Genomic DNA, 26247 nt, shown 5'->3' with positions numbered 1-26247 from the left:
GTAGTATCGATTCCATGAGCGATGTCCTGTCCCGGTTCGGCGCAGCCACCCGCAAGTGGTTCACCGACGTCTTCTCCGCGCCCACGGTTGCCCAGAGCGGCGCCTGGGAATCCATCTCGGACGGGAAGCACACCCTGGTCATCGCGCCTACTGGCTCGGGCAAGACCCTGGCCGCGTTCCTCTGGGCGCTGGACCGGCTGCACCACGCGGAACTTGACGCTCCAGCATTGCCGGGGATGGACTCCGATGCCGATCATCCAGCAGGCAATGGCACCAAGGTGCTCTACATTTCTCCGCTGAAGGCCCTCGGGGTCGACGTGGAGCGCAACCTGCGTTCTCCGCTCGCTGGCATCCGCGCCACCGCGCACGAAATGGGCTTGTCCCAGCCGTCGGTGTCGGTGGGAGTGCGCTCGGGAGACACCCCGGCCAACGACCGGCGCAAGCTGCTCAAGGACCCGCCCGAAATCCTGATCACCACGCCCGAGTCGCTGTACCTGATGCTCACCAGCCAAGCACGCAAGTCCCTTGCCGAGGTGCACACCGTCATCATCGATGAGGTCCACGCGATTGCCAATACCAAGCGCGGAACCCATTTGGCCCTGTCACTGGAACGGCTCGACGCGCTGCTGCCCGCCCCGGCCCAGCGCATCGGGCTCTCTGCCACCGTCGAGCCGCCCGAAGAAGTGGCCCGCTTCCTGGCCGGATCCGCCCCGGTGAACATCGTGCGCCCGCCGTCCACCAAGAAATGGGAGTTGGCGGTGCGCGTCCCGGTGGAAGACATGACCGACCTGCCTTCCGCGGCCGGAGCGCATGATCTGGGTCCGGGTTCCTCCCCCGCGGCATCGGCGAGCATTTGGCCGCATGTGGAGAACCAGCTGGTGGATCTGGTGCTGGACAACCATTCGACCATCATCTTCGCCAACTCCCGCCGGCTGGCCGAGCGGCTGACCGGGCGGCTGAACGAAATCTACGCCGAACGCGAGGGATTCAGCGCCGAGGATGCAGCCACCTCCACCCCTGCAGCGCTGATGGCCCAGGCCGGCTCCACCGCTGCCGCGCACCCGGAAGCTCCGTTATTGGCCCGTGCCCACCACGGCTCGGTGTCCAAGGATTCGCGCGCCCAGATCGAGGAAGACCTGAAGCTGGGCAAGCTGCGCGCCGTGGTGGCCACCAGCTCCCTGGAACTCGGCATCGACATGGGGCTGGTGGATCTGGTGATCCAGGTCGAATCCCCGAACTCGGTCTCCTCGGGGCTGCAGCGCGTGGGCCGTGCCGGGCACCAGGTCGGCTCGGTCTCCCGGGGCGCTTTCTTCCCCAAGCACCGGGCGGACCTGCTCTCCACCGCCCTGGTGGTCACCCGCATGCGCCAAGGAGCCATCGAGAAGATGGTGATCCCCGCCAACCCGCTGGATGTGCTGGCGCAGCAGACCCTGGCCGCGGTGGCCATGGACGACTTGGACGTAGAGCAATGGTTCGACACCGTGCGCCGCGCCGCCCCCTACCAGCAGCTGCCGCGCAGCGCCTATCTGGCCACCTTGGACATGCTCTCGGGCAAGTACCCTTCGGATGAATTCGCCACGCTTAAGCCGCGGCTGATCTGGGACCGGGATGCCGGCACCCTCACCGCCCGGCCCGGGGCGCAGCGCCTGGCCGTGATTTCCGGCGGCACCATCCCGGACCGCGGGCTGTTCGGGGTTTTCCTGGCCGGATCCGAGGATGACAAGGCGCCCAAGCGCGTGGGCGAGCTGGACGAGGAAATGGTCTACGAATCGCGCGTCGGAGACATTTTCGCCCTCGGGGCGACCAGCTGGCGCATCGAGGACATCACCCACGACCGGGTGCTGGTCACCCCGGCCTTCGGCCAGCCCGGAAAGCTGCCCTTCTGGCACGGCGACGGGCTGGGACGCCCGGTGGAACTCGGGGCGGCGCTGGGCGAATTCACCACGAAGCTGCTGGCCAGCGAACGCACCGAAGCGGCCGAAGTGCTGCACGGCAGCGGGCTGGATCCGTTCGCCGCGAACAATCTGCTCAACTACCTGGACGAGCAGCGCCGGGCCACCGGCCAGGTGCCCAACCACCAGAATTTCGTGATCGAGCGCTTCCACGACGAGCTGGGCGACTGGAGGGTCATCCTGCACTCCCCGTTCGGCTTGGCCGTGCACGCCCCGTGGGCGCTGGCCGTCGGCGCGCGGGTCCGCGAACGCTGGGGGCTGGACGCCTCGGCGATGGCCGCCGACGACGGGATCGTGCTGCGCATCCCCGCCATGGACGATGAGCCGCCCGGGGCGGACCTCTTCGCCTTCGAAGCCGACGAGATCATCGAGGTGGTCACCTCGCAGGTGGCCAATTCCGCGTTGTTCGCCTCCCGCTTCCGCGAATGCGCCGCCCGCGCCCTGCTGCTGCCGCGGATCAACCCGACCAAGCGCACCCCGCTGTGGCAGCAGCGCCAGCGTGCCAGCCAGCTGCTGGATGTGGCCCGCAACTACCCGGACTTCCCGATCATCCTGGAAACCGTGCGCGAATGCCTGAATGATGTCTATGATCTGCCGGCGCTGTCCAGGATCCTGTCCAGCATCTCCTCGCGGGCCATCCGCCTGGTGGAAGTGACCACCGAGCTGCCTTCGCCCTTCGCCCAATCCCTGCTTTTCGGCTACGTGGCGCAGTTCCTCTACGAATCCGACGCGCCGCTGGCCGAACGCCGCGCCGCCGCCCTGAGCCTGGATCCGGTGCTGCTGGGCGAATTGCTCGGGCGCAACGACGTGCGCGAGGTACTGGACCCGCAGGTCATCTCGGCCTTGCAGGAGCAGCTGCAGCATCTGGCAGCCAACCGCCGGTTGGCGGGCATGGAAGGCGCCGCGGACCTGCTGCGGCTGCTGGGTCCGCTGGACGCCGGGCAGCTGGCCGCCCGGCTGCGCGATCCGGCCGATGACGAGGCGGCGCTGGATCCTGCCAGCGCCCGGGCCCACGCCGAGGCCCTGGTTTCCACGCGCCGGGCTTTCACCCTGCGCCGCTCCGGCCAGCTGGTGTACGCGGCCATCGAGGATGCCGGCAAGCTGCGCGATGCGCTGGGCACCCCGCTGCCCACCGGCATCCCGGCGGCCTTCCTGGAGCCTGCCACCGCTCCGATCCAGGACCTGGTCTCGCGCTTCGCCCGCACCCACGCCCCGTTCACCCTCGGGGAGCTGGCCGCGCAGCTGGGACTGGGCGTCGCGGTGCTGCGCCCGGTCCTCGACCAGCTGGTGGCCGCCGGCCGCTTGTCGCTGGGGGCCTTCCGCCCGCTGGAGCTCGTCCCCGAAGGCGTGGCCGGCGACGAATACTGCGACGTGGCGGTGCTGCGCACCATCCGCACCCGATCCCTGGCGGCGCTGCGCGCCGAGGTGGAGCCGGTGGACCAGCACACCTACGGGCGCTTCCTGCCGGCCTGGCAGCAGATCGGTTCTTCGCTGCAGGGAGCCGACGGCGCCTATGAAATCGTTGCCCAGCTCGCCGGCGCCGAGGTCCCCGCCTCCGCCCTGGAATCCTTCGTGTTCCCGGCCCGGCTGAGGGGCTACCAGAATTCCTGGCTGGATGAGCTGTGCAGCTCCGGGGATATCCTGATCTGCGGCGCCGGAGCCGCCGGCGGCAAGGACGGCTGGCTGTCGCTGCACACCGCCGAGCATGCAGCGCTGAGCCTTCCCCAGCCCGATGCCAGCGCGCTGCAAGCCCTGGACCTGCGCGTGCTCCAGGCCTTCGAGTCCACCGGCGCCTACTTCGCCGAGGAGCTGGCCGGGCGCATCCACCGCAGCGATGAGCCGGCGGCCAGCAGCCACGAGGTCGCCGAATCCTGCTGGAGGCTGTTCTGGGCCGGGTACATTTCACCGGATACCATGGCGCCGATCCGCGGCTACCTGGCCGGCGGAAGCACCGCGCACAAAATCGCCAAGCCCGCCCCGCGGGCCCGCGCCGCACGATTGAACCGGCTCTCCGGGCTGAACCGGCTGGCCCGGGAGCAAGCCGGCGGGCCGGCGCGCGGCTCGCGCGGCGCGGCCCGCTGGTCGCTGCTGCCCGCACCGGTAGCGGACCCAACGATCAGCGCCCACGCCACCGCGGAAATCATGCTGGAACGCTACGGGGTGCTCACCCGCGGCTCGGTGGCCGCCGAGTCGGTGCCCGGGGGCTTCGGCCAGCTCTACCGGGTGCTCTCGAAGCTGGAAGAGGCTGGCCATGCCCGGCGCGGATACTTCGTCGAGAAGCTCGGCGCCGCCCAGTTCTCCACCTCTACCACCATTGACCGGCTGCGCGGATTCCAGCTGGCCGATGACCCGCGCCGCCAGCCGGTGGCCACGGTGCTGGCTTCCACCGATCCGGCGAACCCCTATGGCGCGGCGCTGGCTTGGCCTGCGACCGAAACCGGGCACCGCCCCGGGCGCAAGGCCGGCGCAATCGTCGGGCTGCTCGACGGTGCCCTGAGCCTCTATCTGGAGCGCGGCGGGCGCACGGTGCTGACCTTCGGGCAGCTGCCCGAACCGTCCTGGCGCATCCTCGCCACGGCGATGGTCGCCGCGCTGCGCACCGCCCAGGTCGACAAGATCGCCATCGCCACGGTCGACGGGCAGCCGGTGCAGGACCATCCGGTCGGCGCCGCCCTGCTGGGCGCCGGTTTCTATGCGACGCCCCAAGGCATCCGCTTCCGCCGCTGACCCGCTATCGAAGGAGCGTTGCCCATGCCCGAAGGCGATACCGTCTACCGCGCCACCGCCCGCTTGCACCAGGCGCTGGCCGGCGAAATCCTGCTGGCCTCCGATTTCCGCGTCCCGGCCCTGGCCACCGTGGACGTCGCCGGGTACACGGTGCGCGAGGTCATCCCCCGGGGCAAGCACCTGCTGATGCGCCTGCAGCCGCCGGCTACTGCGAACCCGGCCTTCGCCCAGCCTGCGCTGACCTTGCATTCGCATCTGCTCATGGAAGGGCGCTGGGATCTCTATGCGCCAGGCGAACGCTGGAAGCGCCCGGCGCATACCGCCCGGGTGGTGCTGGAAACAGCAAACGCCAAGGCCGTGGGCTTCGAGATCGCCCAGGTGAAACTGCTGCCAACCGAACAGGAGTCCGAGGTGGTCGGCCATCTGGGACCCGACCTGCTCGGGCCGGACTGGGATGCGCAACGGGCGCTGGACAACCTGCGCGCCGATCCGCAGCTGGGCATCGGCCAAGCGCTGCTGGACCAGCGGATCATGGCCGGGGTGGGAAATGTCTACCGCAGCGAGATCCTGTTCCTGCGGCGCGTGCATCCGCTCACCGCGGTGGGCGAGGTGGCCGGCCTGCCGGCATTAATCGAACTGGCTCACCGCTTGCTGGTGGTGAACAAGGACCGGTCGCGGCGGGTCACTACCGGGCAGCCGCGCACCCGCGACCCGCTGTGGGTCTACGGCCGGGCGTCGAAGCCCTGCCTGCGCTGCGGAACCCGCATCGGGCTGCTGCGCATTCCCTCGGCTTCCACCGGTGCTGAACGGGACTGCTACCTGTGCCCTTCCTGCCAGCCAGCGGCCTAGGCGGCGGGGCGCGGCTGCAAGCCTAGAGGTCGACTTCGCCCTGCACGCAGCTGTTCACGTCGCCTCCCACCCAGACCACGCCGTCCTCCACGCGCAGATGCACCCGGCCCTGGTACCCGATCGCGGTGCCTTGGGCGGCGATGTAGCGTTCGGGAGCCAACCCGGAATCGGCCAGCCACCGGGCCAGGCCCGCATTGAGGCTGCCGGTGGCCGGGTCTTCCCACACTGGGTCCCCGCCGACGAAAGCACGCACTTCGAACTGCGTGCCGGCCCCTGGCTCCTGCGGACCTGCAACCCCGATGGCCAGCGTCCCCAGGGCGTTGGGATCCGGGTCCAAGGCCAGTACCTGCTGCGCACTGGAGAGCCTCACCCCGATCCATTCCGGGCCGTTGACCAGCCATGAGGCATCCTGGATCTGCTCCCGGGGAATCGCCAGTACCTCGGCGATGCGCTGCACCAGCAATTCGGCAACCGGTTCGTAGCGGGTCAGCGGCGGTGCAGCGAACCATAGCCGTGGCGGCTCAACGCGCACCTCCACCAGCCCGGCGGCGCATTCCTGGATGACCCGTCCCTTCTTCTTGGGAACCCCGCCGGCCTTCAGCCAGGCAAAGGCCGAGCCCAGCGTCGGGTGGCCGGCGAAGGGGAATTCCTGGGTGGCAGAGAAGATCCGCACCCGGTAGTCGGCGGCCGGATCCTCCGGTTGCATCAGGAACGTGGTCTCGGCCAGATTGGTCCACTTGGCAAATCCTTGCATCTGCCCGCTGGCCAGGCCTTCTGCATCGTGGACCACAGCCAAGGGGTTGCCCAGATATGCAGTGGGAGAAAAGACGTCGACTTCGCTGTATTTACGCATGGCCATCGAACCAACCTAGCAGACCGCGGCCTGCGCGGTCCTGGCAAAGATGGGAGAATAGCCCCTATGGCTATGGAATCCCCGCTTCCCGTGCGCAACGGCGTCAATGCAACTCGTCTTCGCCTCCCGCGGACCGGTTCGTGGGCAACTGTCGCAGATTACTTGCTTGAGCGCTTCGGCCATGTGGATCCAGAGGGCATCCTGCGCCGCTTCGATGATCAGCAGATCGTTGGCTTGGGCGGCACTCCGCTCACTCGCCAGACGCCCCTGGGCGAGCACGAATTCATTTGGTACTACCGTTCCCTGCCGGTAGAAACTCCCATTCCCTTTGAAGCCAGGATCCTGCACCAAGACGAGCATCTGCTGGTCGTGGACAAGCCGCATTTCCTCCCCACCACACCCGGCGGACGCTTCATCCAGGAATCCGCGCTGGTGCGCCTGCGCAACCAGACCGGCATCGATGATTTGGTGCCGATGCACCGGCTGGACCGGGCCACCGCCGGGGTCATTCTTTTCGCGGTGAATCCGGCGACCCGCGGCGATTACCAGATGCTCTTCGAACGCCGCGAGATCGCCAAGCGCTACAAGGCGGTGGTCGCCCTGCAGCCGGGCGAAGGCCTGGAAACTGGACGGGTGCTGCATCCAAATGGGGAGCATTCGCAGGTCAAACCGGAATCCGAGCTGCGTGGCCTGCTGCAGCGGATGCCGCTGCTCTTCGAGAACCGGATGGCCAAGGTCAAGGGCCAGCTGCGTTCCATTGTGGAAGAAGGCGAGCCGAACGCCCAGACCCTGGTCAAGCTCGAGGCGATCGGAACGAGCACCGGTTTCCATGCCGGGCTGGAGGTCGCCTTGATGGATCTGGAACCGCGATCGGGCAAGACCCATCAGCTGCGAGTGCACCTGGCTTCCTTGGGCCTGGGCATCATCAATGACGCGTTCTATCCGCGGCTGTGGGATCTGGCCCCGGATGACTACCGGCGCCCGCTGCAATTGCTGGCGCACACCATTTCCTTCACCGATCCGCTGACCGGCCACGCGCGCAGCTTCAGCTCGCAACAGCGGCTACTGGAAGCGCCGTCGGTCCCATAACCTCTTCTCACGGGGGAAGAATTGCCCTAGGCTGGTGCCTATTATCCCGTGCCCCGTAAGGATGAAGGCAAGATGGCCGAACACCAGCGGACCCCGCAACTCGATTCCCTGGTGGAGTCGGCCCAGTCTGCCATTGCTTCGGCGGCAGAACGGTCCTCCTTCGTGTTGCCCTACTCGGCGCCAGATCATCGCCCCAACCCTGCAGTGGAACCTTTCGACACGGTCCGCGGATACCTCTTGGGCGCGTCGGGCTTATTGCTGCTGCTGACCTCGTTGGCGTTGCCTTCCGGCTTGCATGGACGCGCGCCGTCCAGCCTGCTGGATACCAGCCTGGTGCATTCGGTGTTGTGGCCGGCAACTGCCATCGCGCTGGTCCTGAGCGCCGCGTTTTCGCTGCGCCGCGATCAGCTTTCGGCGCGACGCCAACGAATCATTTCCGTTTATTCGATCCCGGCCACAGCGATGATGGCCTGCGCCATCACCCTGGCCTCCGGGTTCTTGGCCATCAGCGCTGCCATCCTGGCAACCATCGCTTCGCTGCTGTCCCTGTACGGCGTGCTCCAGCTGAACAGGAATACTGCGCGAAACCGCTTGGAGCGCTGGGCAACGGATGCCCCGGTAAGCTTCTTTGCCGGTTCCAGCCTGGTCTATGCCCTGCAACTCTGGTTTGCCGCCGCCGGATGGAATGACGGCGGGCAGGGACTTCCTGCTGTGGTGGTGGCGGCCGGAATTTCAGTGGTTGCCGCCGCCTTCGCCCACTCGGAGCGCGGCCGCCACGCCTTTGCCAGCGGCTTCGGAATCTGCATGATCGCCGCTGCCATCCAGGGCTGGCTCAATGAGTCCGCACCGCTGTGGGTCTGCGCGGTCTGGATCTTCATGGCCTTGCTGGTCTTCCTGATGGCCGAGAACCGCCGGTTCCAGATCAGCCATGCCGAGCACCGTGCGCAGCGCGGCAAGCCCATAGAGTTCTAGGACTGGCCGCGCCCGCCACGGGTGCCTAGCGTGGCGCCATGCGGATGGCTCCATCAAGGCGAATGGTTTCGCCGTTGAGCATCGGGTTGGCCACGATGTGCTCCACCAATGCCGCGTATTCTTCCGGACGTCCAAGACGCGAAGGATGCGGCACCTGGGCTCCGAGCGAGTCCTGGGCAGCCTGCGGCAGGCCGGCCATCATCGGCGTGTGGAAAATGCCCGGTGCGATGGTCATGACGCGGATCTGGTGGTTCGCCAGCTCGCGAGCCAGCGGCAGGGTCATGGCCGCTACTGCTCCCTTGGAGGCCGCATAGGCCGGCTGCCCGATCTGGCCGTCAAAGGCCGCCACCGACGCGGTGTTGATGATGACCCCGCGTTCGGTGGTTCCCTGCTCATCGCTCAGCGCTTCGCTATGCGCCATGGCTTCTGCGGCCAGACGGATCACGTTGAAGGTGCCGTTGACATTGATGTCCAGCACCTTGGCGAAGCGCTCCAGCGGCAGTACTCCGTCGCGGCCCAGCACCTTGCCTGGTGTTGCCACACCGGCGCAATTGACCAGCACCCGCAGGGTGCCAAGTTCCTTGGCACGTTCGATGCCGGCAGCCACCTGCTGCGCGTCAGTGACATCAGCTGGCACGAAGCGGACATTCGCGCCGATCTCGGCGGCGATTTCATCGCCATCCTCACGCGGCAGGTCGAGTACCACCACATGCCTGGCGGCGGTGGCCAGCTTCTGCGCCGTGGCGCGTCCCAATCCCGATAGGCCGCCGGTGACCAGAGCGACTGAATCCTGCAACTGCATATTTACCCCTTTGTAGACAGTGGTCTTGTGATCTACATTACTGGCCAGTTGCGTGGAGGCGAAGACTCTTGCCCGCGGGCATGGAAAAACCGCTGGACCCCGCGATGGGATCCAGCGGCTCTTGCACTGTCCTGCAGCCTAGTGGCTCGGAACCGTCGCAGGCTCGGCTTCGACTCCAGCCGATTTCTTCTTGCCGCCAAGCAGGAAACCGATCACCACGATGCCGACGCTGCAGCCGGCACCGATCAGGAAGCCAGGTTGGAAGCCTTCGACCGAAGCGGTCAGCGGATCGCCGCCAGCTGCGATCTTCGCGGCGGTGGATGAGGCGACAACGCCAACCAGCAGGGCGGTGCCCATGGCGCCCGCCAACTGCTGCAAGGTCGAGAGCAGGGCCGAACCGTGCGAGTGCAGGCTGTGCGGCAGCGGGTTCAGCGCAGTGGTGAAGGCCGGGGTGAAGATGAAGGCCAGGCCCAAGCTCATCACCAGGTGCATGACAACCAGCAGCCAGATCGGAGTGTCCACATCCAGGACCACCGCGTAGCCCAGCAGCGAAACCAGCAGCACCAGGGCGCCGGGAACGATCAGCGGACGGGCGCCGACCTTGTCGTAGAGCTTTCCGACCAATGGCGCCAGGACACCCATCAGCAGACCGCCCGGGAGCATGATCAAACCGGTGGTCAGGGTTTCAATGCCCAACACGTTGGTGAAGAACATCGGCAGCAGGATGATCACGCCGAACAGCGAAATCATCGAGAACATCATCAGCACCAGCGAAAGGGTGAAAGCCCTGTAGTTCAGCGGACGCAGATCCAGCAGCGCCTTGTCTTCCTTCTGCAGGTTCAGCTGCAGGAAAACGAAAGCGAGCAGGCACAGAATCGCGCCAACAAGGATGCCCAGGTTCAGCGGGGTGACGCCAACCGACAAGCCGCTGAGGCCGTAGACCAGGCCGCCGAAACCCGGGATGGCCAGAATCAGCGAAGGAATGGACAGCGGCGTCGAGGCGCCGTCAACGTCCTTGGACAGTCGAGGGGTGCCGATCAGCAGAGCCGCTACCGCGATCGGGATGATCACGATGAACATGAATCGCCACGACAGGTACTGCAAGATCAGTCCGGATACCGTCGGGCCGATGGCCGGGGCTACGGAGATCACGATGGAGACATTGCCCATCAGCACGCCGCGGCGCTCAGCCGGGACCAGATGCAAGATGGTGGTCATCAGCAGCGGCATCATGATGGCGGTGCCGCTGGCCTGGATCACGCGGGCCACCAGCAGGACGCTCAGGCCCGGCGCGAGGGCAGCCAGCAGGGTGCCCAGAGTGAACAGGCCCATGGCCAAGACGAAGACATTGCGGATGCTCATCCGCTGAAGCAGGAAGCCGGTCATTGGAATGACCACGGCCATAGTCAGCATGAAGATGGTTGACAGCCACTGAATCGCGTCAGCGGTGACATTGAATTCATCCATCAGAACAGGCAGGGCCACGTTCATGATGGTCTCGTTCAGGATGACCACGAAGCTGGAAACAATCAGCACCGCAATCGTGGTGAAGTTCTGTTTGCTCAGTCGTTCTGGAGCGTTCGTCACGGCAGGAATCTGCTTCCACGAGGATTCGGAAAAGGAAACGCTATCTGACGCTTGCGGCTGCTTCGCCGGGCAAGAAAGTTCAAATAGCTCTATCGATTTTATCGCTTGGGATTGCGGTGCACTAGGGGTGCAGGAAACCTTATAGGTGAGTTCGGCAACACAGATCCAGCTTCACGGAATGTCGAGGGTTTGTGTACGAAGATAGAACCATGAACGTGCGCACTCCTGACCCATACCCTGGATGGCTCTCCGAAGAAGACCTCTACGAGGCACGGCAGCGCCTGCCCATGCTCTACGTCGAGGCCATTCCCGTGCGCCTGGACCCGCTGGGCTACGTCAACGAGGTGGGCCTGCTGCTCACCGGCGATGATGACGGGCGCATGCTGCGCACCTTCGTTTCGGGGCGAGTGATGTACCGCGAGACCATACGCGCCGCGTTGATCCGCCACATCGAAAAGGACCTGGGCACCATGGTGCTTCCGCAGCTTCCTGCTTCACCGGTGCCCTTCACCGTTGCAGAATACTTCCCGGCGCCGAGCGAAACCGGTCTGACCGATGATCGGCAGCATGCCGTATCCATGTGCTACATCGTGCCGGTTCGCGGCGAGACCAGCCCTCGCTCCGATGCGTTGGAGCTGACCTGGCTTTCGCCCAGCGAAGCGCTCAGCTCGGACATCCAGGGCGAGTTCGCTGGCGGTCGAGAAAATATTCTCCGTCAGGCATTAGCCCATGTCGGAGTGAATATCTAGCCCTGCTGCCCGCTATTTGGAATGATTCCCTGCCGGCGCTTGATGATTGATCCAACCCAGCTTCCCAAGAGCACCCCGAGCATGCCCACGGTGCAGCCGATCAGGGTCTCGACCACGCGGTCGTACATCACCGAGCCGCTCAGGCCCGTCACCAGCGAGACGCCCACGAGCGCCATCGGGGTAATGAAGACCTGCGCCAGGAAATAGTTGCGCATGACCAGCAGCTCGGCCATGAATTGGCATATGGCGATGAAGCCGAGCAGGATCCAGACCTGCGGGTTCAGGAAGATCAAGACCGCCATCAGGACCATGCCTGCCAGGGTGCCGAGCATTCGGTGCACGCCGCGCCGGATGCGCAAGGTCGTGGTGTGCCCGACCAGGGGAACCACCGCGGCCACCATCGCCCAGTAGTTGTGCCCGGCTTCCAGGCTGCTGCCCACGGTATTGGCCAAGGCGCCGGCCACGCCGGCTGTCAGGATGTAGAACAGCCCTTCCCACCAGATGGCCTTGCGGACGTTATCCGATAGTGGCGGCAGCGGGGTGCGCTTCCACAAGCTGGTCCACTGCCCGAGTGCACCGGCCGCACCGATGGCTACCGACAACAAGATCGTCAGGGCCGACACGAGCAGGGCTTCGCCGATTGGCGCGGGGACGGGGATCGAGGCAATTGCCGCGAATGCGAAGATGTGGAACAGCGAACCGCCGGGCCGCAGCCGCATGAAACCCACCAGCACCGAGCAGGCACCGGCCACGAGAGTCGTCGCGCCAACTACTTGCCACTGCTTGATTCCAGGGTCCGAATGGTCGATCCACCAGTGCGAAGCGGCCAGCGCCAGAGCGATTACCGCGAAGAACAAGGCCCCGGAACGCACCTGCATCCGCAACCGGTTCCAGTAGCCGTCCACGCGCCCATACACGCCGGTAAAGGCGCCGAACACGGCAAAGACCACAAGGTCCAGCCGGTCAATCGCGAAGAGCGTGATCAGAGGCGCAAAAACACCGATGCCGGTGCGCAGGCCGATCCAATGGTCCTTGCGGGCAGGCCCCAGCGTAATGAGCGCCTTGGCGGATTCCTTCAGATTCTCCAGACCCACATCTTCCTTCCGTCGCGTTGGACACAACACGTACGCTCCATTATTCGCGCTTTGCCTTGTGAAGCGTTAGGTTTTGGCGCACATTGCCCCTGTCGTTTTCCTCACCGCGCGGTTAATACGGCACACTTGGTACGTGTCCGAAAAGAACTTTGACCCCAGTGCCCCGCATGCCCGCCAGGATGAATTCGGCTTTGAAGTCGGAACCCGGCTGACCGCTCCGGACGGTTCCCCGATGTTGGGACGTACCGGCGTTATCCGTACCCCGCACGGCGACGTCAAGACGCCCGCGTTCATTGCGGTAGGCACCAAAGCTACCGTCAAGGCAGTCACCCCGGTGCAGGTCCAGGAGCTTGGCGCGCAGGCTGTGCTGTCAAACGCCTACCACCTGTATCTTCAGCCGGGCGCGGATATCCTCGATGAAGCTGGCGGACTAGGCAAGTTCATGGGCTGGCAGGGGCCGACCTTCACCGACTCCGGCGGATTCCAAGTCATGAGCCTGGGCTCGGGCTTCAAGAAGGTCATCGACATGAAGTCCGTAGACCAGTCTGGTCCGGACGACGCCGTGGCCCCGGGCAAGGAACGCCTGGCCAATGTGGACGAGGACGGCGTCTGGTTCAAGTCCCATCTCGACGGCACCAAGCACCGCTTCTCCCCTGAGATCTCCATGGGCGTGCAGCACCGGATCGGCGCGGACATCATGTTCGCCTTCGACGAGCTGACCACCTTGCAGAATTCCCGCGGCTACCAGGTCGAGTCCCTGGAGCGCACCCGGCGCTGGGCCGAGCGCTGCATTGCCGAGCACTTTGCATTGACCGACTCCCGCGAAGGCAAGGAATACCAAGCCTTGTTCGGCGTCATCCAGGGCGCCCAGTACGAGGACCTGCGCCGCAAGGCCTGCCAGGACCTGGGGGCCATGGCCTTCGATGGCTTCGGCATCGGCGGCGCCTTGGAGAAGGAAAATCTGGGAACCATCGTCGGCTGGTGCGCCGAAGAGCTTCCAGAGAACAAGCCGCGCCACCTGCTGGGCATTTCCGAGCCGGATGACGTCTTCACCGCGATTGAGAATGGTGCCGATACTTTCGACTGCGTCTCGCCCACTCGCGTTGCGCGCAACTCGGCGTTCTATACCCCCTGGGGCCGTTTCAATCTTTCCGGCGCACGCTACAAGCGGGATTTCACTCCGCTGGTGGAAGGCTGCGAGTGCTATGCCTGCAAGAACTTCACCCGTGCGTACATTCACCACCTGTACAAGGCCAAGGAACTGCTCAGCCACACGTTGATTTCCATCCACAACGAGCAGTTCACTGTTTCGCTGGTTGAATCCGCGCGCCAGGCGATCGAAGATGGAACCTTCTTCGAGCTCAAGGACAAGGTGCTCTCCAGCTACTACGCTGGCGAACCGGATCCGCAGGGCCAGCCGGCCGCCCTGTAGCCAAGGGCCGCAAAGCAGTCGAGGCATCGATTCTCCACGCACTGGGCAGTGCAAGGAGAATCGATGCCTCTGGCTTTTCTAAGCCGAAGCCCTCTGCCCTGCGCGTGTCATCGGCAAATGCATGATCCCGTCGTCGTCATAGTCTTCTCCGGAGCGGAGGAAACCGAACTTTCCGTACCAGCCCTCCAGCTGGGTCTGGGCGCTGAGCTGGATCTCCGCCTCCGGAGCGCAAAGCGCCACGGCACGCTGCATGAGTTCCCCGGCCAGGCCCCGGCCTCGGGCTTCTGCGGCCGTTGCAACCCGCCCAATGCGCGGAGTGCCGCTTGCGCTGTCCATGATTCGCACAGTACACAGCGCTTTCCCGTTCTCGGTGGCCACCAGATGCACAGTGCCGGCATCCAGATCGCGGCCATCGATGTCCGGGTAGCACGATCGCTGCTCGACGATGAATACCTCGGCACGCAGTTTCAGTATTGAGTAGAGCAATTCTGCGGAAAGCCCATCGGGCTCGTGGATGGAAATCAAATCGTTCATCCTCCAAGACTACCTACGCCCCCGCGCCCAGCTTCCTGCCGGAAACTTGAACCAGGGCACTTGCACCAAAGAGCATTGCCGCGATCCACAGCAACGGAGGAATGGGAGTACCGGGGCTGAGCACCAAGAAGAAAATTGGCGAGAACGTGGCAGCTGCCCGAAGGAAAGTCGCTGTTTCCAGGAAAAGATACGTGGCCACGGCCGAGTCGCTGGTGGCTCCCCCGAGTAATGCATCCCAGTCCCGTTCTTCCCTGCTGGCGTGGGCACTGCTTGCCGCAGCACACCCCAACGCGGCGACCAGGCCTGCGGCGATCCAAAGCCAAATGCGATCCAGCTGGATCATGCCCAGCATTCCCAGCCCGCCGGTCAAGAACAGCAAGGCGGTGGCTGAAAATAGCATCGCATACAGCGTTGCTGCCCGCATCAGGCGCTGTTCCGAAATCCCTAGAAGCTGGGTGAGCTGCCGTTCGGAAACGAGCGGTGCAATGGTCGCGGAAATGCTCAAGGTGAGAACCAGGCAGAGCACCAGGTAAAAGGCCGCTGCGCTCAGCGGGTTGGCAATTCGCTGAACCGTGGCGGCCAACGCGAAAGCCAGGAGCAGGAACCCGGCCACCGAATGCCAACGGCCTCCCCTCAGCAAACGGAGGCAGAGAATGCGCCACGCCACCGGCAACTTGGCGGTGAGCTTGCCACCGCGTGCGCGCCTGCGGCTAATAGCGGATGTCGCCGGAGCCGAGAGGCCTCGCGAGTCGCCCTGCATCAAAGCCCCCACGGCGAATTGCTGGTGCTCTCCGGCAAAACGCAACGCCTGGCCCGGAATCTGGTCAAAATGGCGAAACGCACCGTACGTACTCGCGCCGCTAAGTACCAGGACAACGAGCAAGGCGAGCACCCAGGCAGCCGGCTCCAAGGTGGCCGCAGCCATAGCGCCAACCAGGCTTTGGACCCAAGGAATCTGGAACATCAAGAGCATCCACAACACGGCCAAGGCGATGAGCAGCCCGAGGCCCGCCCAGTCGCAGATCCGTCGCGCAGCTATTTGCTGGTTCTTCCCCTGGATCGCCGTGGCCGCGTTGGCAAGCCCGACACCGGCCACTGCGAAGCAGGCGAGCCCAAGGACTGCAACGGGTACCGGGAGCGATCCGGCCAGCCCCAGCATCACGATCAGCCACAGCGCACCGGCAAAGCTGCTCGCGAAAAGACCGATGAGCACCGCATTTCGCCACGTCGGCTGACGGATAGCCCGGAGCTTGACCGGCAGCGGCAGCCACCAGTCGGCCTTGGCCGCACTGAGCCCGCAAGGCCCCAGATAGAGCATGAGCCGAAAGGTTGCCAAGCCGGCCAAGGCCAATAGCACGAAAGAGAGGTCCTGCAAGCGCCAGACGGCGCTGGGCAGCTCTTGGTGCGCTACGCCCTCGCCCAAGAGCACAAACAGCATGCCAAAGAGTGCGCTGAAGAGGTAGGCCAACGCCACCAGCGCGGCCAGCACCCAGACATAGGCATCGGAAAAGCTGTCGAATTTCTCGGAGAAATTCCGCCGCTTCTTCGCTCGATTGACCACTTCTCGAGGATTGAAATCAACGGCATGGCTTGCAACCCGGCTAGCGCTCAAGCCACTGCGCCCCTGCCTGCGGATCAAGCAGTTCGCCCTCGTCTTCATCCAGAAGCAGCACTTGGTCCACGCAGCTTCGCAGCATCAGCGGATCATGGGTCACCGCTAGCAAAGTTGTTCCCTTGGCGCGTACCCCGGCAAGCCGCTGGTACAGCTTCTGCCTGATACGAAGGTCCAGGCGTTGTTCCGGTTCGTCAAGAATCAGCAGTTCTGCCGGACGGATCAAGGCCGCGGCGAGCAGCAGCTTACGGCGTTGGCCAGAAGACAGCTCGCCGGGAAGGTGATCGGCAGCAGCAGTGATTTCGAAGAAGTCGAGTTCTGCTTGGACTAACTGGACCCAATCATCCAGTCCGTGTCCACGAGCGACCATTTCCAGATGTTCGCGCACGGTGAGTTCTTCGAAGAAGGCGCCATCGGTGACCTGTACTGCGACGGTACGGCGAAAATGCTCCGAGCTTTCATTCACGGGAAGGCTTTGGAACTCGACGGTGCCTTCCACCGGAATGAGATGTCCCAGGATCGTGCGGATCAGTGTTGATTTTCCGCTGCCATTGGCACCGATAATTCCTAAGCCAGCACCGGGAGCCAGCTGCAGGTTGATCGGCCCGCAGATCACGCGATTGGGATAGCCAATGGTCAAGTCGCGTGCTTCTAGCTGAACTTCAGTGCTTTGACCTGTCTGCATGCCATCGATTCTAGTGTCCGGATACAGCTGTGGGCATCGCCCTCACGGATGATGCCCACAGGATCACTAGCTTGCGACGGCCGCTTGGCTGTAGCCAGGTTCGCGCTTCTTGAACCATTTGATGACCATCGAGGTCACCGGAACAAACAGGACCTCCACGGCAGTCTTGTAGATGAAGCCCACCACCACGTAGTTGATGAATGTCGGCGCATCGGCGATGCCGATAACTGGCGCTGCAATGGCACAGAAGATCAGGGTATCCAGGAACTCCCCAACACCGCTGGAGCCGATCAAGCGGAGAATCAGCCCACGCTCGCCGGTGCGTTCCTTGAGCTTGACCAGCACCCATGAGTTGGCCAGCTGCCCCACCAGGAAGCCGCAGGCGGAGGCAACGACGATCTGCCAGATCGGGCCAAGGGTGCGCTCAAATGCGTCTTGCCCGTCGTAGAACTCGGCTGATGGCAATTGGATCATGACCCAGAAGCAGAACACTGCGAAGAAGGCTAAGGCGAAAGTCACCAGGATTGAACGGCGAGCCGCCTTCAATCCGTAGACTTCCGCAATGACATCGCCCAGAATGTAGGCCAGCGGGAAGAGGAAGAAACCGCCATCGGTGACCAGCGGACCGAAGCTGACACCTTTGGAGGCGCCGATATTCGAAAGAATCACGACCGCGCCCATCAAGGTGAGCACCGTGGAGAAGTAGGGAGAACCCGAAGAAGCGAAAACCGCGTTCTTGGTTCGAATCAGATTGTTGCTGGCGTTGGAATCGCCCATGAAATTTTCCTTGTCAAAGTGGTTCGCCAGAACATCGCTAAAAGGCACGGCCCTGCCCACGAATCAAAAGGGTGAAGGTTCCATGCCTGCGCGCTGTCCCGCTGTATTAGCACTTACGCAACAAGTATCCCATGCATAACTGCGGCCACGTTCTCACCTGTCGAAGACCAACCATGTTTCAGAAATCAAAGAATTCCAAAATTCATATCTCACTTGAATGTCTTCGAACTATAAATTCGAGGAAACAAATAGTGCAGTGACCGTCCTCCCGTACATCAGCATGAAAATTTTCCTTTTTTGAACGCGTTCAAATAATTGGTAGAATCGGATCCACCTACTTCCATCCAAAGGCTCCATGACAACGCAACCACGCACCGAAAAAGGCCAGCAGACCCAAGCCAAGCTCTTGGCAACTGCCTTGGAGTGCTTTGCCACGGACGGATATAAAGCCTCGAGCATGCGTGCCATTGCTTCGAACGCAGGGGTTTCCCTGTCGCATGCGTACTACTACTTCAAGTCCAAAGAGGAGATCGTTGCCCAGCTCCTGCTGAACCTGCGCAGGGAGCAATATGATCTTTGCGCGGGGATGCTCGCAGAGGGAAATACCCTCGAAGCCAACATCCGCGCAGTACTCGACACGGGCGTCGAAGCGTTGGCTCCCTATCACGATTTCGGGCCTGCGTTCCTGCGTCTGATGCTCGCGCGCGATATGGGCAACGACGAGATTTCCAGCATTGAATTGGAGATATGGGAGAAGGTCGTTTCCGGATCCCGCCCGTTGCCCCCATTGGGCATACGACGCGATCTGCCGAAGTTCTTACTGCTGGTTTCCCGCCAGATCTTCTCGGCGTGGGCTTTCGACCAGTCGGCGCAGCAGCGCCGATCCAGACTTCTGATGAAGAACATGGCACCGGTTGCCGCCAAGTTCGCGGTGCTCTGCCGCTTGCCTGTGGTGCGCTCGCTCTTTGAAGATGTGCTGGCACTGATGGATCCAGGGCCAGCAGGGATTGCCGAGGTGTCCATGGCAGATCCTTCACCGCTGAGACGGCCGAAAGCCTCCTGAAAAGCCGCGGATTGCGCGCGTCGGCAAACACCCTGACACAGAGTTCCGTATCACCGCGTCTTAAGGCGTAAAGTCAAACATGCCGATAGGTGATCCCTAGCGAACCAAAGGAGAATGCAGCACTATGAGCGCAATGGCACGAGCACTGCCAAGCTGGACCCACGACTACGCCACGCTGCGTGATCGCATTGCTTCCTTCCCGAACCAGCACGAGATTCGTTCGGTGAATCAAGACGGTGAAGACGTGGAAATCCTCCGCTACTGGCCTGATGCTTCCTGGTCCGCGCCAAAGGACGCGCAGCGCTTGATCCTCTTGGGCACTCCCAACGACAGCACCGCTGCAGAACTCGCCACTTCGGGTTGGCAGCCAAGCACGACCATGCATCTGCTGGCCGGCAAGCCCGACGACGTCGAGCAGGTAGTCAAGCTCGCCGATACGTCCGGGCTTTTCGAGGCTCCAATGGATAACTATGACGTCGTTGAGGTGACCGACTTCGACCGTCCGGTCGCCCGAGGACGCATGCGCTACGGCGAAAACTACGGCCTGCTTACCGACCCGGACCTTTTCTCCCCCGCTGATCCCGATGCGGCTCGCCGCGCGGTACTGGCTAACTTTGCAGGCGCAGCTTTCGGCCACGGGCTGCCCTGGCTGCTGCTGGTAGCCACCGCAGAACACGCCCAGCAGCTTCCCGAGGGCTGGTCCAAAGCGACCACGCTCAGCTTCTGGCAGCACGGCTAATCCCATTCCCTACCCGCACTACCCGCAATTGAGACTATGACTAATACAAACACTGCCTCTCCAGCCATGACCCTGACCATCGCTGGTTCCGAAGCCACTGGCGGCGCAGGCGCCCAGGCCGATTTGAAGACCTTCCAGGAACTGGGAACCTTCGGCATCGTGGCTTTGACCTGCATCGTCTCCTTCGATCCCAAGGACTCCTGGAACCACCGCTTCGTTCCCGTTGACCAGCAGGTAATTGCCGATCAGCTCGAAGCCATCCAGGCCTGCTACGAGGACAAGCTCAGCACGGTCAAGCTGGGCATGATGGGCTCGCCAGCAACGATCAACACCGTTGCCACCGCGTTGAAGTCCCAGCAGTGGGACAACGTACTGCTGGACCCGGTGCTGATTTGCAAGGGCCAGGAACCAGGCCACGCACTGGACACCGACGAAGCCCTCAAGGCTGCCTTGCTGCCCTTGGCTACGTTCGTCACCCCGAACCACTTCGAGGCTGAACAGCTCTCGGGAATCAAGATCACCACCGAAGATGATCTGATCGAAGCTGCCAAGAAGATCCACGAGGTCTCCGGCGCGGCGGTCCTGGCCAAGGGTGGAGTCCGCATCGCTGGCGAAGACGCCGTGGACGTTTTCTACGATGGCACGACCCTCGAGGTCTTGCGCGAGAAGAAGATCGGCGAAGTTGCGGTCTCCGGCGCGGGCTGCTCGCTGGCCGCAGCCGTAACTGCAGAGCTGGCCAAGGGCGCTACCCCGCTGGAGGCAGCCCGCACAGCCAAGGCGTTTGTCACCGAAGGCATCCGCAACCGCGTTTCTGGCAACACCCCGTTTGACGCACTCTGGCAGGGCGGCCGCCGCTAGGCCCTGGCTGCTGGAGTGTTTGCTGGCCACTGCCGTTCACGGCGGTGGCCAGCAAACTGCTTTAACCGTGATCCCAGTCATTGGCCTAAGCCAACCGCACTTGTTATGGTTATTCCGGAAGTGCTCAGAATCAATGCGTGGAGAACCACAGGAAGGAGCGGTCGGCTATGCAAGCCACTTTGACGCTCTGCCCGTTCGTCTGCGTATCGAACGGGGTTGGCAACACATTTTCCGCTTAAGGCTCCTGCCTTAGGCAATGTTCCAGTGCCCCCAATTTTTCGTTCCCTTGCAGACCTCAACACCTTGACGATTCGTGATTCCGTGCGCCCATGAAGCGCGTGCGGACTATTTGAGGATTTCCCATGCAGCCATTGACCGAAAAAACCATCCGCTCTTCCTTCATCAACGCCAGCCGCCAAGAAGCGAAGAAATTGACCCTGCCCGAAAACTTTGCCTCCCTCGAGTGGGATTCGCTGGAGTACCTGGGTTGGCGCGACCCGAAAATGATGCAGCGCGGCTACCTGCTCCACACCGATGAAGCGGGGCAGACCCGCGGCATCCTCTTGCGCCCCACCGACGGTGGCCGCAAGCCGACCAACGCCACGATGTGCGAGATGTGCCGCGATGTGAACATCCCCTGCGCGGTAGGCATGTGGACGACCAAGCGCGCTGGCCAGGCTGGACGTGACGGCAATACCTTGGGGACATTGATCTGCCTGAACTTCGAGTGCTCCCGCAATGTGCGGATCCCGCCTCCGAAGAATCCGATCTACCCGGACCCAATGGTTGTCGTTGCCGAGCGCATCCAGCTGCTCGACGAGCGCGTGCATAGCTTCCTGAACCGCCTCTAGGCAACCGCAGCCTTCAAGCCAATTCCGGCGCCGCCCGCCCAGCAAGTAGTGAACTGATGAGTAACAAAGCGTCCAAATTTTCTCAAAAATGGACGGGCCCATCAGGCCTTGCTGGGCGGGTTTGTCGCAGTGGTTCGCGGATTTTATTGTGAAATTCCCAAGCCAGCACAATATCCAGCCAAAGGTTACTATTCAATAACCCCTTGATATATGAGCTACGTCACCTAAGATTCCAGCTATGGGTATACGCACTAGCGGACGTTTACCCCGGACGATCATCAAGGCTCGCACCGCTTTTATGTCGCCCGCCCATGACGGGAGCAGCACCGCTATCCAGCCCAGCTAGGAGAATCATGGTCACTCGCCGCACGCAGAGAGTGCCGCGCCTGATTTTGGGATCAGCCACTGCGCTTGCACTGGCTGTTACCTTGTCAGGACCGGCAAGCGCAGCAGGAATCCCCCAACCAGGCGACGGCGAAAATGCCGCGTCCCTGCCAATCACCAGTTCATCAGCGCTGTCCAACCTGAAAGTCTCCGGACCTCTTGCCAAATCAACTGGTGAAGTGTCTGTTTTCGTTCAGTTCCAGGGTGATGGCGCCTTCGAGACGGTGAAGAAGTCCGGCAAGAAGAAGGACACTGCCAAGGTCAAGAAGATCGGCAAGGAGGTCAAGGCCAAGGGCAAGCAGCTGGCAGCCGAGGCCAACTCGAAGGTCATCTACACCACGCACAACGCACTGCAGGGTGTCGCACTGACCGGTGATGCCGCTGATCTGCGCAAGCTTGCACAGCGTAGCGACGTTGCCAAGATCAGCTCCATCGTTCCCAAGAAGCCCTCCAACCGCAGCTCGGTAGTTGACACCGGCGCCCTGGAATCGTGGAAGTCCCTGGACAAGACCGGTGACGGCGTCAAGGTGGCTGTACTGGATACCGGCGTGGACTACACCCATGCCAGCTTCGGCGGCCCGGGCACCTTGGAAGGCTACAAGGAAGCCCAGGCCTCCGATGAGCTGCCCGGTGCAGATTCGGGCCTGATCGACACCAACAAGTTCATTGGCGGTTGGGACTTGGTTGGCGATGACTACAACGCCGACTCCGACGATCCCACCTACCAGCCAATTCCGCATCCGGACCCTAACCCGCTTGACTGCCAAGCTGCCGGACACGGCTCCCACGTTGCCGGAACCACCGCAGGCTATGGCGTCAACGCCGATGGCTCGACCTTCACCGGGGACTATTCCTCGCTGGACGCCGACGCGCTGGCGCAGATGAAGGTCGGCCCGGGCTCGGCCCCTGACGCACAGCTCATCGGCATCCGCGTCTTCGGTTGCGGCGGCTCCTCCTCCGTGGTTGGCCAAGCACTGGACTACGTACTTGATCCGAACGGCGACGGCGACTTCTCGGACCGCGCCGACGTGGTCAACATGTCCCTTGGTTCGGATCATTCCCCGGCCAACGACCCTGAAAATGACATTGTCGACGCCCTGAGCGCAGCCGGCATCCTCTCGGTTGTCGCTTCCGGCAATGCCGGCGATGTCACCGACGTGGGCGGTTCGCCGGGCAACTCGCGTTCCTCGCTGACCGTAGCCAACTCCGTTGGCTCGCACGTCACCCTGGACAAGATCCAGGTCGATGGTCCCGACAATGTCGCCGGTTCGGCCTCGGGCCAGTACTCGGCGAACTTCAACTACACCAATGCTGATCCGGCCGCCCTGTCCGGAGAAGCAGTGATGGCTCCGGCCGATAACGCATTCGGTTGCGACGCATTCGAAGAAGGTTCACTGGAAGGCAAGTGGGTTTGGCTGCAGTGGAGCGAGAACGGCGAGTTCCCTTGCGGTTCCGGCGCCCGCTTCAACAACGCTGAAGCCGCCGGTGCCACCGGTGTCCTCTTGGATGCAGAAAGCAACCTGTTCGATGCAGGCATCGCCGGCAACGCGACCATCCCAGGTGCGCAGTTCACCTTGGACGAGTCGAACAAGCTGCGCCCAGCAGCTGAAGCTGGCACGCTGCAGGTTACCCTGTCCCCCGAATTCGTTGGCGGTTCCTCCAGCGAGTCCGGCGTTGCAGACACGCTGAATTCCTCTTCATCGCGTGGCGTCCACGGTTCCAACGGCGTGGTCAAGCCGGATGTGGCTGCCCCAGGTACCCAGATCGGCTCGGTTGGCGTGGGCACCGGTACCGGCACCGCCGTGATGACCGGTACCTCGATGGCCACTCCATTGGTTGCTGGTATCGCCGCGCTGGTTCTGGAAGACAGCGACTACACCCCATATGAAGCCAAGAGCATCATCATGAACACCGCGGCCACCGACATCAAGGCCGCCAATGGCGAAGCCTACGGTCCGAACCGTGTTGGTTCCGGTCGCGTGATGGCCGATGCAGCACTCCAGAGCCCTGCTTTCGCCTACGATTCCGAGGCAGCGGATCTGACCAGCGTGGTCTTCGGCGTTATCGAGCTGGGAGGCAAGAAGCCGTTCAGCGCGCAGCGCGAAATCACCATTGAGAACACCAGCGGCAAGGCGCAGAGCTACGACGCCAACTACGTGGCCGCTACCGAGATCCCAGGCGCAAGCTTCACCTTGGATCGCAGCAGTGTCACCGTGCCGGCCGGCGGCAGCGCCAAGCTGAACGTCACCCTGAGCGTTGACCCGCAGCAGTGGGCCAAGACCATCGATCCAACCATGGCTACCAGCCAGTCCGGTCTGGCTCGTGCCTGGGTTGCCGATGCCAGCGGTCGCGTCGAGCTGACTGCCAGCAATGCTCCGACCCTGCGCATTCCAGTCCAGGCAGCACCCAAGCTGGCTGCTGACATGGAGGGCAAGCTCAAGAAGATGAAGAAGGGCGCGGATACCACCACCCTGAGCCTGAAGGGCAAGGACATCACTGCTGGCGAGGGCGCTACTTCGGTCACCTCCCTGCTCGGCGCCTTCGAACTGGGTGCTTCGAGTGAACGCGGCGACGATTCGCTGGACAGCATCCCGGCGGCCCGTTCCGTGGACCTGCAGCACGTTGGCGCATCGAGCACCGCTGCCCGCACCGGTGTGGCTGACGGCCTGCTGAACGTCGGCATCTCCACCTGGGCCAACTGGGCCCACCTGGCTGGCGGCACCGAGCTGGATGTCGAGATCGATACCAATGGCGACGGCGAAGCCGACTTCGTTACCTTCAACGCCGCATTCGACGAAGTTGACCTTGACCTGGCAGCAACCTTCAACCTCGCCACCGGCGAGCAAGTTGATCTGCAGCCGGTGAACGGCATGCTCGGCGATGTCGATACCAACACCTTCGACACCAATGCAGCGGTCTTCCCGATCTCCCTGTCAGCCCTGGGGCTCGATGAGGATTCGTCGGAGATCTCCTACCGTGTGCTGGGCTACTCCTGGTACAACACCGATGAGAACGGCTCGATGATCCCGGTTGACCAGACCGACTGGATCGACTTCAACGTGGCAGCGCCACAGGTTGATTTCGGTGCAGAAGGCACCTTGTTCACCGATCTGTCCGGTACCCAGATCCCGGTGACCGTTGCAGACAGCACCAAGGCATCGAAGGCACTGTTGCTTCACCTGCACAACGGCAATGATGACCGTGCACAGGTTCTGGAAGTAACTGACGGAAAGAAGAAGGGCAAGAAGTAGGCCTTCCACCTCCCAAGAGCAGGCCCGGGGCACTTCCTAGCGAGTAAGGAAGAGCCCCGGGCCTACACCTTTAAGATCCAGCCGTGCAGCTTATTGCATGCGCAGCTTCTCTTCGAGAACCAGTACTGCGCCTTCTCTGACCTTGGCCGCGAATTTCCCATCGGCCTTGGCCTCGGCGGCCAGGGCCTTCGCCATGGTGATGGCCGGAGCCGATTTAACGCATAGCGGAACAGTTCCGCCGGCGGCCACGAACTTCACTGCGCGCTCGCCCACCGGCAGGTAGCCGACCTGCTTGGCTTCACAGAGATCATCGGAAATCACGATTCCCCCATACCCCATTTGCTCACGCAGCAATCCGGTGATGATCTTCGAAGAGAACGGTGCATCGTTCTTTCCATCGAGCCGGGAGTAGCGGGCGTTGGAGACCATGACCCAGGACTTGCCCTGCTCGATAGCCTGCTCGAATGGCTGCAGATCGCTGGAGTCCGCATCGATCTTCGTATCGGTCACTTTGGTACTGGTATCGGTGTTCCCAGCGACGCGGCCCAATCCAGGGAAGTGCTTGACTACCGGTTGCACGCCTTCGGAGCGCAGCGCTTCGTTCACCGTCGAAATGGCCTTGGAGACCCCCGAGGCGTCATGCGCGTATTCGCGGCCAAAGTAGCCGATGGGTGCGTTGCCGGTGCCGATACTGGCAGGAACAACGTCCGCCACCGGAGCCAAATTCACGTTGATGCCGGCTTCAGCCAGTTCTTTCCCGGCGGCGCCCACTTCACGCTCCAGCTTCGATACAGGCCACCCTCCCTGCGTCAACGCAGTCGGCAGTTCGGTGAAACCGGGGCCCTGGAGCACCCGGACAAAGCCCCCTTCCTGATCGGTGGCCACCCAGACCGGCAATTGCCCGGGAATGCCGGACTCCAAGGCCTGGGTAATTTCCTGGACCTGGGCGGCGGTCTGCTTCACCGGCAGTTGCGAACGGCCACGCAGGAAGACATTGGAAATTCCCTGCTTCTTCATCGCAGAAATTTCCGCAGCGGTTGCTCCTGTTGCCGCGACACCGGCCATCACGAGGCTCGCTGCCTGTTCGCTGGCGCTCAGCTCGTCGGCCAGCGCTTCTGCTTGCTGGCGCAGCGAGGGTTCCTGGCTGCGGCTAGGCGATGGGCTTTCTTCTGCCCCGGAGTTGCCGGACGGGCTGGGAGTTGCCTGCTGCGCAGGAGTCCTCGTACTGCTCGGGCTGCTGGAGCTGCCCGCGGACGTGCTCGAAGCTGGTTCTTGGGCATTCGGCGCACTGCAGCTAGCGAGCATCACCGTCATCAGGATTCCGACTGACATGAGCTGCTTGGCACGGGTAGTCATGAAATCATCCTCCCACCGTAAACTGCGAAGT

20 protein-coding genes are annotated in these 26247 nt (G+C 63.1%); 11 read left to right on the top strand and 9 right to left on the bottom strand.

Going from position 1 to position 26247, the window contains the following annotated elements:
- Nucleotides 1-14: 14 nt before the first annotated feature.
- Together EDF61_RS13305 and EDF61_RS13300 are read left to right on the top strand one after the other, a co-directional pair.
- The gene (locus tag EDF61_RS13305) at nucleotides 15-4679 is read left to right on the top strand and encodes an ATP-dependent helicase (RefSeq protein WP_133834371.1); all 4665 of its coding nucleotides are present in this window, start codon (nucleotides 15-17) and stop codon (nucleotides 4677-4679) included.
- 24 nt (nucleotides 4680-4703) lie between these two features.
- Complete coding sequence (locus tag EDF61_RS13300; protein ID WP_105658584.1) at nucleotides 4704-5528, top strand: DNA-formamidopyrimidine glycosylase family protein; 825 nt, start codon at nucleotides 4704-4706, stop codon at nucleotides 5526-5528.
- 22 nt (nucleotides 5529-5550) lie between these two features.
- Here the strand turns inward: EDF61_RS13300 and EDF61_RS13295 are convergent, their stop codons facing one another.
- Complete coding sequence (locus EDF61_RS13295; RefSeq protein ID WP_133834370.1) at nucleotides 5551-6387, bottom strand: PhzF family phenazine biosynthesis protein; 837 nt, start codon at nucleotides 6385-6387, stop codon at nucleotides 5551-5553.
- Nucleotides 6388-6447: 60 nt separating this feature from the next.
- On the opposite strand from EDF61_RS13295, the gene EDF61_RS13290 reads away from it, so the two are divergent.
- Together EDF61_RS13290 and EDF61_RS13285 are read left to right on the top strand one after the other, a co-directional pair.
- A complete protein-coding gene (locus EDF61_RS13290) occupies nucleotides 6448-7470 on the top strand; it encodes a pseudouridine synthase (protein WP_105658586.1) in 1023 nt (340 codons plus the stop codon).
- Between the two features lie 72 nt (nucleotides 7471-7542).
- The gene (locus EDF61_RS13285) at nucleotides 7543-8442 is read left to right on the top strand and encodes a hypothetical protein (protein ID WP_105658587.1); all 900 of its coding nucleotides are present in this window, start codon (nucleotides 7543-7545) and stop codon (nucleotides 8440-8442) included.
- Between the two features lie 25 nt (nucleotides 8443-8467).
- On the opposite strand, the gene EDF61_RS13280 is transcribed toward EDF61_RS13285, so the two are convergent.
- Nucleotides 8468-9244, bottom strand: coding sequence for an SDR family NAD(P)-dependent oxidoreductase (locus tag EDF61_RS13280; RefSeq protein ID WP_105658588.1), 777 nt, complete (start codon nucleotides 9242-9244; stop codon nucleotides 8468-8470).
- 138 nt (nucleotides 9245-9382) lie between these two features.
- Nucleotides 9383-10831: an MDR family MFS transporter gene (locus EDF61_RS13275; RefSeq protein WP_133834369.1), complete on the bottom strand. Its 1449-nt coding sequence runs from the start codon at nucleotides 10829-10831 to the stop codon at nucleotides 9383-9385.
- Between the two features lie 209 nt (nucleotides 10832-11040).
- On the opposite strand from EDF61_RS13275, the gene EDF61_RS13270 reads away from it, so the two are divergent.
- Complete coding sequence (locus EDF61_RS13270; RefSeq protein ID WP_105658590.1) at nucleotides 11041-11580, top strand: NUDIX hydrolase family protein; 540 nt, start codon at nucleotides 11041-11043, stop codon at nucleotides 11578-11580.
- Here the strand turns inward: EDF61_RS13270 and EDF61_RS13265 are convergent.
- Nucleotides 11577-12674 (bottom strand): FUSC family protein, encoded by a 1098-nt coding sequence (locus EDF61_RS13265; RefSeq protein ID WP_286172253.1) that lies wholly within the window; start codon nucleotides 12672-12674, stop codon nucleotides 11577-11579. The two genes, EDF61_RS13270 and EDF61_RS13265, sit on opposite strands and share 4 nt — an antisense overlap.
- A gap of 133 nt (nucleotides 12675-12807) precedes the next feature.
- On the opposite strand from EDF61_RS13265, the gene tgt reads away from it, so the two are divergent.
- Entirely contained in the window at nucleotides 12808-14106 is a 1299-nt protein-coding gene (gene tgt / locus EDF61_RS13260; protein WP_105658591.1) for a tRNA guanosine(34) transglycosylase Tgt, read from the top strand.
- A gap of 78 nt (nucleotides 14107-14184) precedes the next feature.
- Here the strand turns inward: tgt and EDF61_RS13255 are convergent, their stop codons facing one another.
- The 4 genes from EDF61_RS13255 to EDF61_RS13240 form a co-directional block, all read right to left on the bottom strand.
- Nucleotides 14185-14640 carry a GNAT family N-acetyltransferase gene (locus tag EDF61_RS13255; RefSeq protein WP_133834368.1) on the bottom strand — a complete coding sequence of 152 codons (456 nt, stop codon included), beginning with the start codon at nucleotides 14638-14640 and terminating at the stop codon, nucleotides 14185-14187.
- 13 nt (nucleotides 14641-14653) lie between these two features.
- Nucleotides 14654-16201, bottom strand: a complete 1548-nt coding sequence (locus EDF61_RS13250; protein WP_133834367.1) for a DUF6297 family protein — start codon at nucleotides 16199-16201, stop codon at nucleotides 14654-14656.
- 40 nt (nucleotides 16202-16241) lie between these two features.
- Nucleotides 16242-16937: an ABC transporter ATP-binding protein gene (locus EDF61_RS13245; protein WP_133834366.1), complete on the bottom strand. Its 696-nt coding sequence runs from the start codon at nucleotides 16935-16937 to the stop codon at nucleotides 16242-16244.
- A gap of 66 nt (nucleotides 16938-17003) precedes the next feature.
- Nucleotides 17004-17714 (bottom strand): queuosine precursor transporter, encoded by a 711-nt coding sequence (locus EDF61_RS13240; protein WP_105662429.1) that lies wholly within the window; start codon nucleotides 17712-17714, stop codon nucleotides 17004-17006.
- 355 nt (nucleotides 17715-18069) lie between these two features.
- Here EDF61_RS13240 and EDF61_RS13235 point away from each other — a divergent pair, with 355 nt between their 5' ends.
- The 5 genes from EDF61_RS13235 (at nucleotide 18070) to EDF61_RS13215 (ending at nucleotide 24860) form a co-directional block, all read left to right on the top strand.
- Complete coding sequence (locus tag EDF61_RS13235; RefSeq protein ID WP_133834365.1) at nucleotides 18070-18777, top strand: TetR/AcrR family transcriptional regulator; 708 nt, start codon at nucleotides 18070-18072, stop codon at nucleotides 18775-18777.
- Between the two features lie 124 nt (nucleotides 18778-18901).
- Nucleotides 18902-19516 carry a hypothetical protein gene (locus EDF61_RS13230; RefSeq protein ID WP_133834364.1) on the top strand — a complete coding sequence of 205 codons (615 nt, stop codon included), beginning with the start codon at nucleotides 18902-18904 and terminating at the stop codon, nucleotides 19514-19516.
- 36 nt (nucleotides 19517-19552) lie between these two features.
- Nucleotides 19553-20374 (top strand): hydroxymethylpyrimidine/phosphomethylpyrimidine kinase, encoded by an 822-nt coding sequence (locus EDF61_RS13225; protein WP_105662427.1) that lies wholly within the window; start codon nucleotides 19553-19555, stop codon nucleotides 20372-20374.
- 362 nt (nucleotides 20375-20736) lie between these two features.
- Nucleotides 20737-21225, top strand: a complete 489-nt coding sequence (locus EDF61_RS13220; RefSeq protein ID WP_105658599.1) for an FBP domain-containing protein — start codon at nucleotides 20737-20739, stop codon at nucleotides 21223-21225.
- 563 nt (nucleotides 21226-21788) lie between these two features.
- Complete coding sequence (locus tag EDF61_RS13215; RefSeq protein WP_286172251.1) at nucleotides 21789-24860, top strand: S8 family peptidase; 3072 nt, start codon at nucleotides 21789-21791, stop codon at nucleotides 24858-24860.
- Nucleotides 24861-24950: 90 nt separating this feature from the next.
- On the opposite strand, the gene EDF61_RS13210 is transcribed toward EDF61_RS13215, so the two are convergent.
- Nucleotides 24951-26216 carry a glycoside hydrolase family 3 N-terminal domain-containing protein gene (locus EDF61_RS13210; protein WP_133834362.1) on the bottom strand — a complete coding sequence of 422 codons (1266 nt, stop codon included), beginning with the start codon at nucleotides 26214-26216 and terminating at the stop codon, nucleotides 24951-24953.
- Between the last annotated feature and the right edge of the window lie 31 nt (nucleotides 26217-26247).

This window comes from Arthrobacter sp. JUb115 (assembly GCF_004365035.1).
Taxonomy (GTDB): domain Bacteria; phylum Actinomycetota; class Actinomycetes; order Actinomycetales; family Micrococcaceae; genus Glutamicibacter.
The sequence above is the reverse complement of the archived record's forward strand: the minus strand, read 5'-3'. Positions and strand labels throughout refer to the sequence as shown.

Bases quoted from the DNA above. Each gene is read 5' to 3' on its own strand.
- EDF61_RS13305 (WP_133834371.1), top strand. From the start codon at position 15: ATGAGCGATGTCCTGTCCCGGTTCGGCGCAGCCACCCGCAAGTGGTTC.
- EDF61_RS13230 (WP_133834364.1), top strand. From the start codon at position 18,902: ATGAGCGCAATGGCACGAGCACTGCCAAGCTGGACCCACGACTACGCC.
- EDF61_RS13270 (WP_105658590.1), top strand. From the start codon at position 11,041: ATGAACGTGCGCACTCCTGACCCATACCCTGGATGGCTCTCCGAAGAA.
- EDF61_RS13220 (WP_105658599.1), top strand. From the start codon at position 20,737: ATGCAGCCATTGACCGAAAAAACCATCCGCTCTTCCTTCATCAACGCC.
- EDF61_RS13240 (WP_105662429.1), bottom strand. From the start codon at position 17,714: ATGGGCGATTCCAACGCCAGCAACAATCTGATTCGAACCAAGAACGCG.
- EDF61_RS13235 (WP_133834365.1), top strand. From the start codon at position 18,070: ATGACAACGCAACCACGCACCGAAAAAGGCCAGCAGACCCAAGCCAAG.
- EDF61_RS13245 (WP_133834366.1), bottom strand. From the start codon at position 16,937: ATGCAGACAGGTCAAAGCACTGAAGTTCAGCTAGAAGCACGCGACTTG.
- EDF61_RS13280 (WP_105658588.1), bottom strand. From the start codon at position 9,244: ATGCAGTTGCAGGATTCAGTCGCTCTGGTCACCGGCGGCCTATCGGGA.
- EDF61_RS13225 (WP_105662427.1), top strand. From the start codon at position 19,553: ATGACTAATACAAACACTGCCTCTCCAGCCATGACCCTGACCATCGCT.
- EDF61_RS13255 (WP_133834368.1), bottom strand. From the start codon at position 14,640: ATGAACGATTTGATTTCCATCCACGAGCCCGATGGGCTTTCCGCAGAA.
- EDF61_RS13300 (WP_105658584.1), top strand. From the start codon at position 4,704: ATGCCCGAAGGCGATACCGTCTACCGCGCCACCGCCCGCTTGCACCAG.
- EDF61_RS13285 (WP_105658587.1), top strand. From the start codon at position 7,543: ATGGCCGAACACCAGCGGACCCCGCAACTCGATTCCCTGGTGGAGTCG.
- EDF61_RS13210 (WP_133834362.1), bottom strand. From the start codon at position 26,216: ATGACTACCCGTGCCAAGCAGCTCATGTCAGTCGGAATCCTGATGACG.
- EDF61_RS13290 (WP_105658586.1), top strand. From the start codon at position 6,448: ATGGCTATGGAATCCCCGCTTCCCGTGCGCAACGGCGTCAATGCAACT.
- EDF61_RS13295 (WP_133834370.1), bottom strand. From the start codon at position 6,387: ATGGCCATGCGTAAATACAGCGAAGTCGACGTCTTTTCTCCCACTGCA.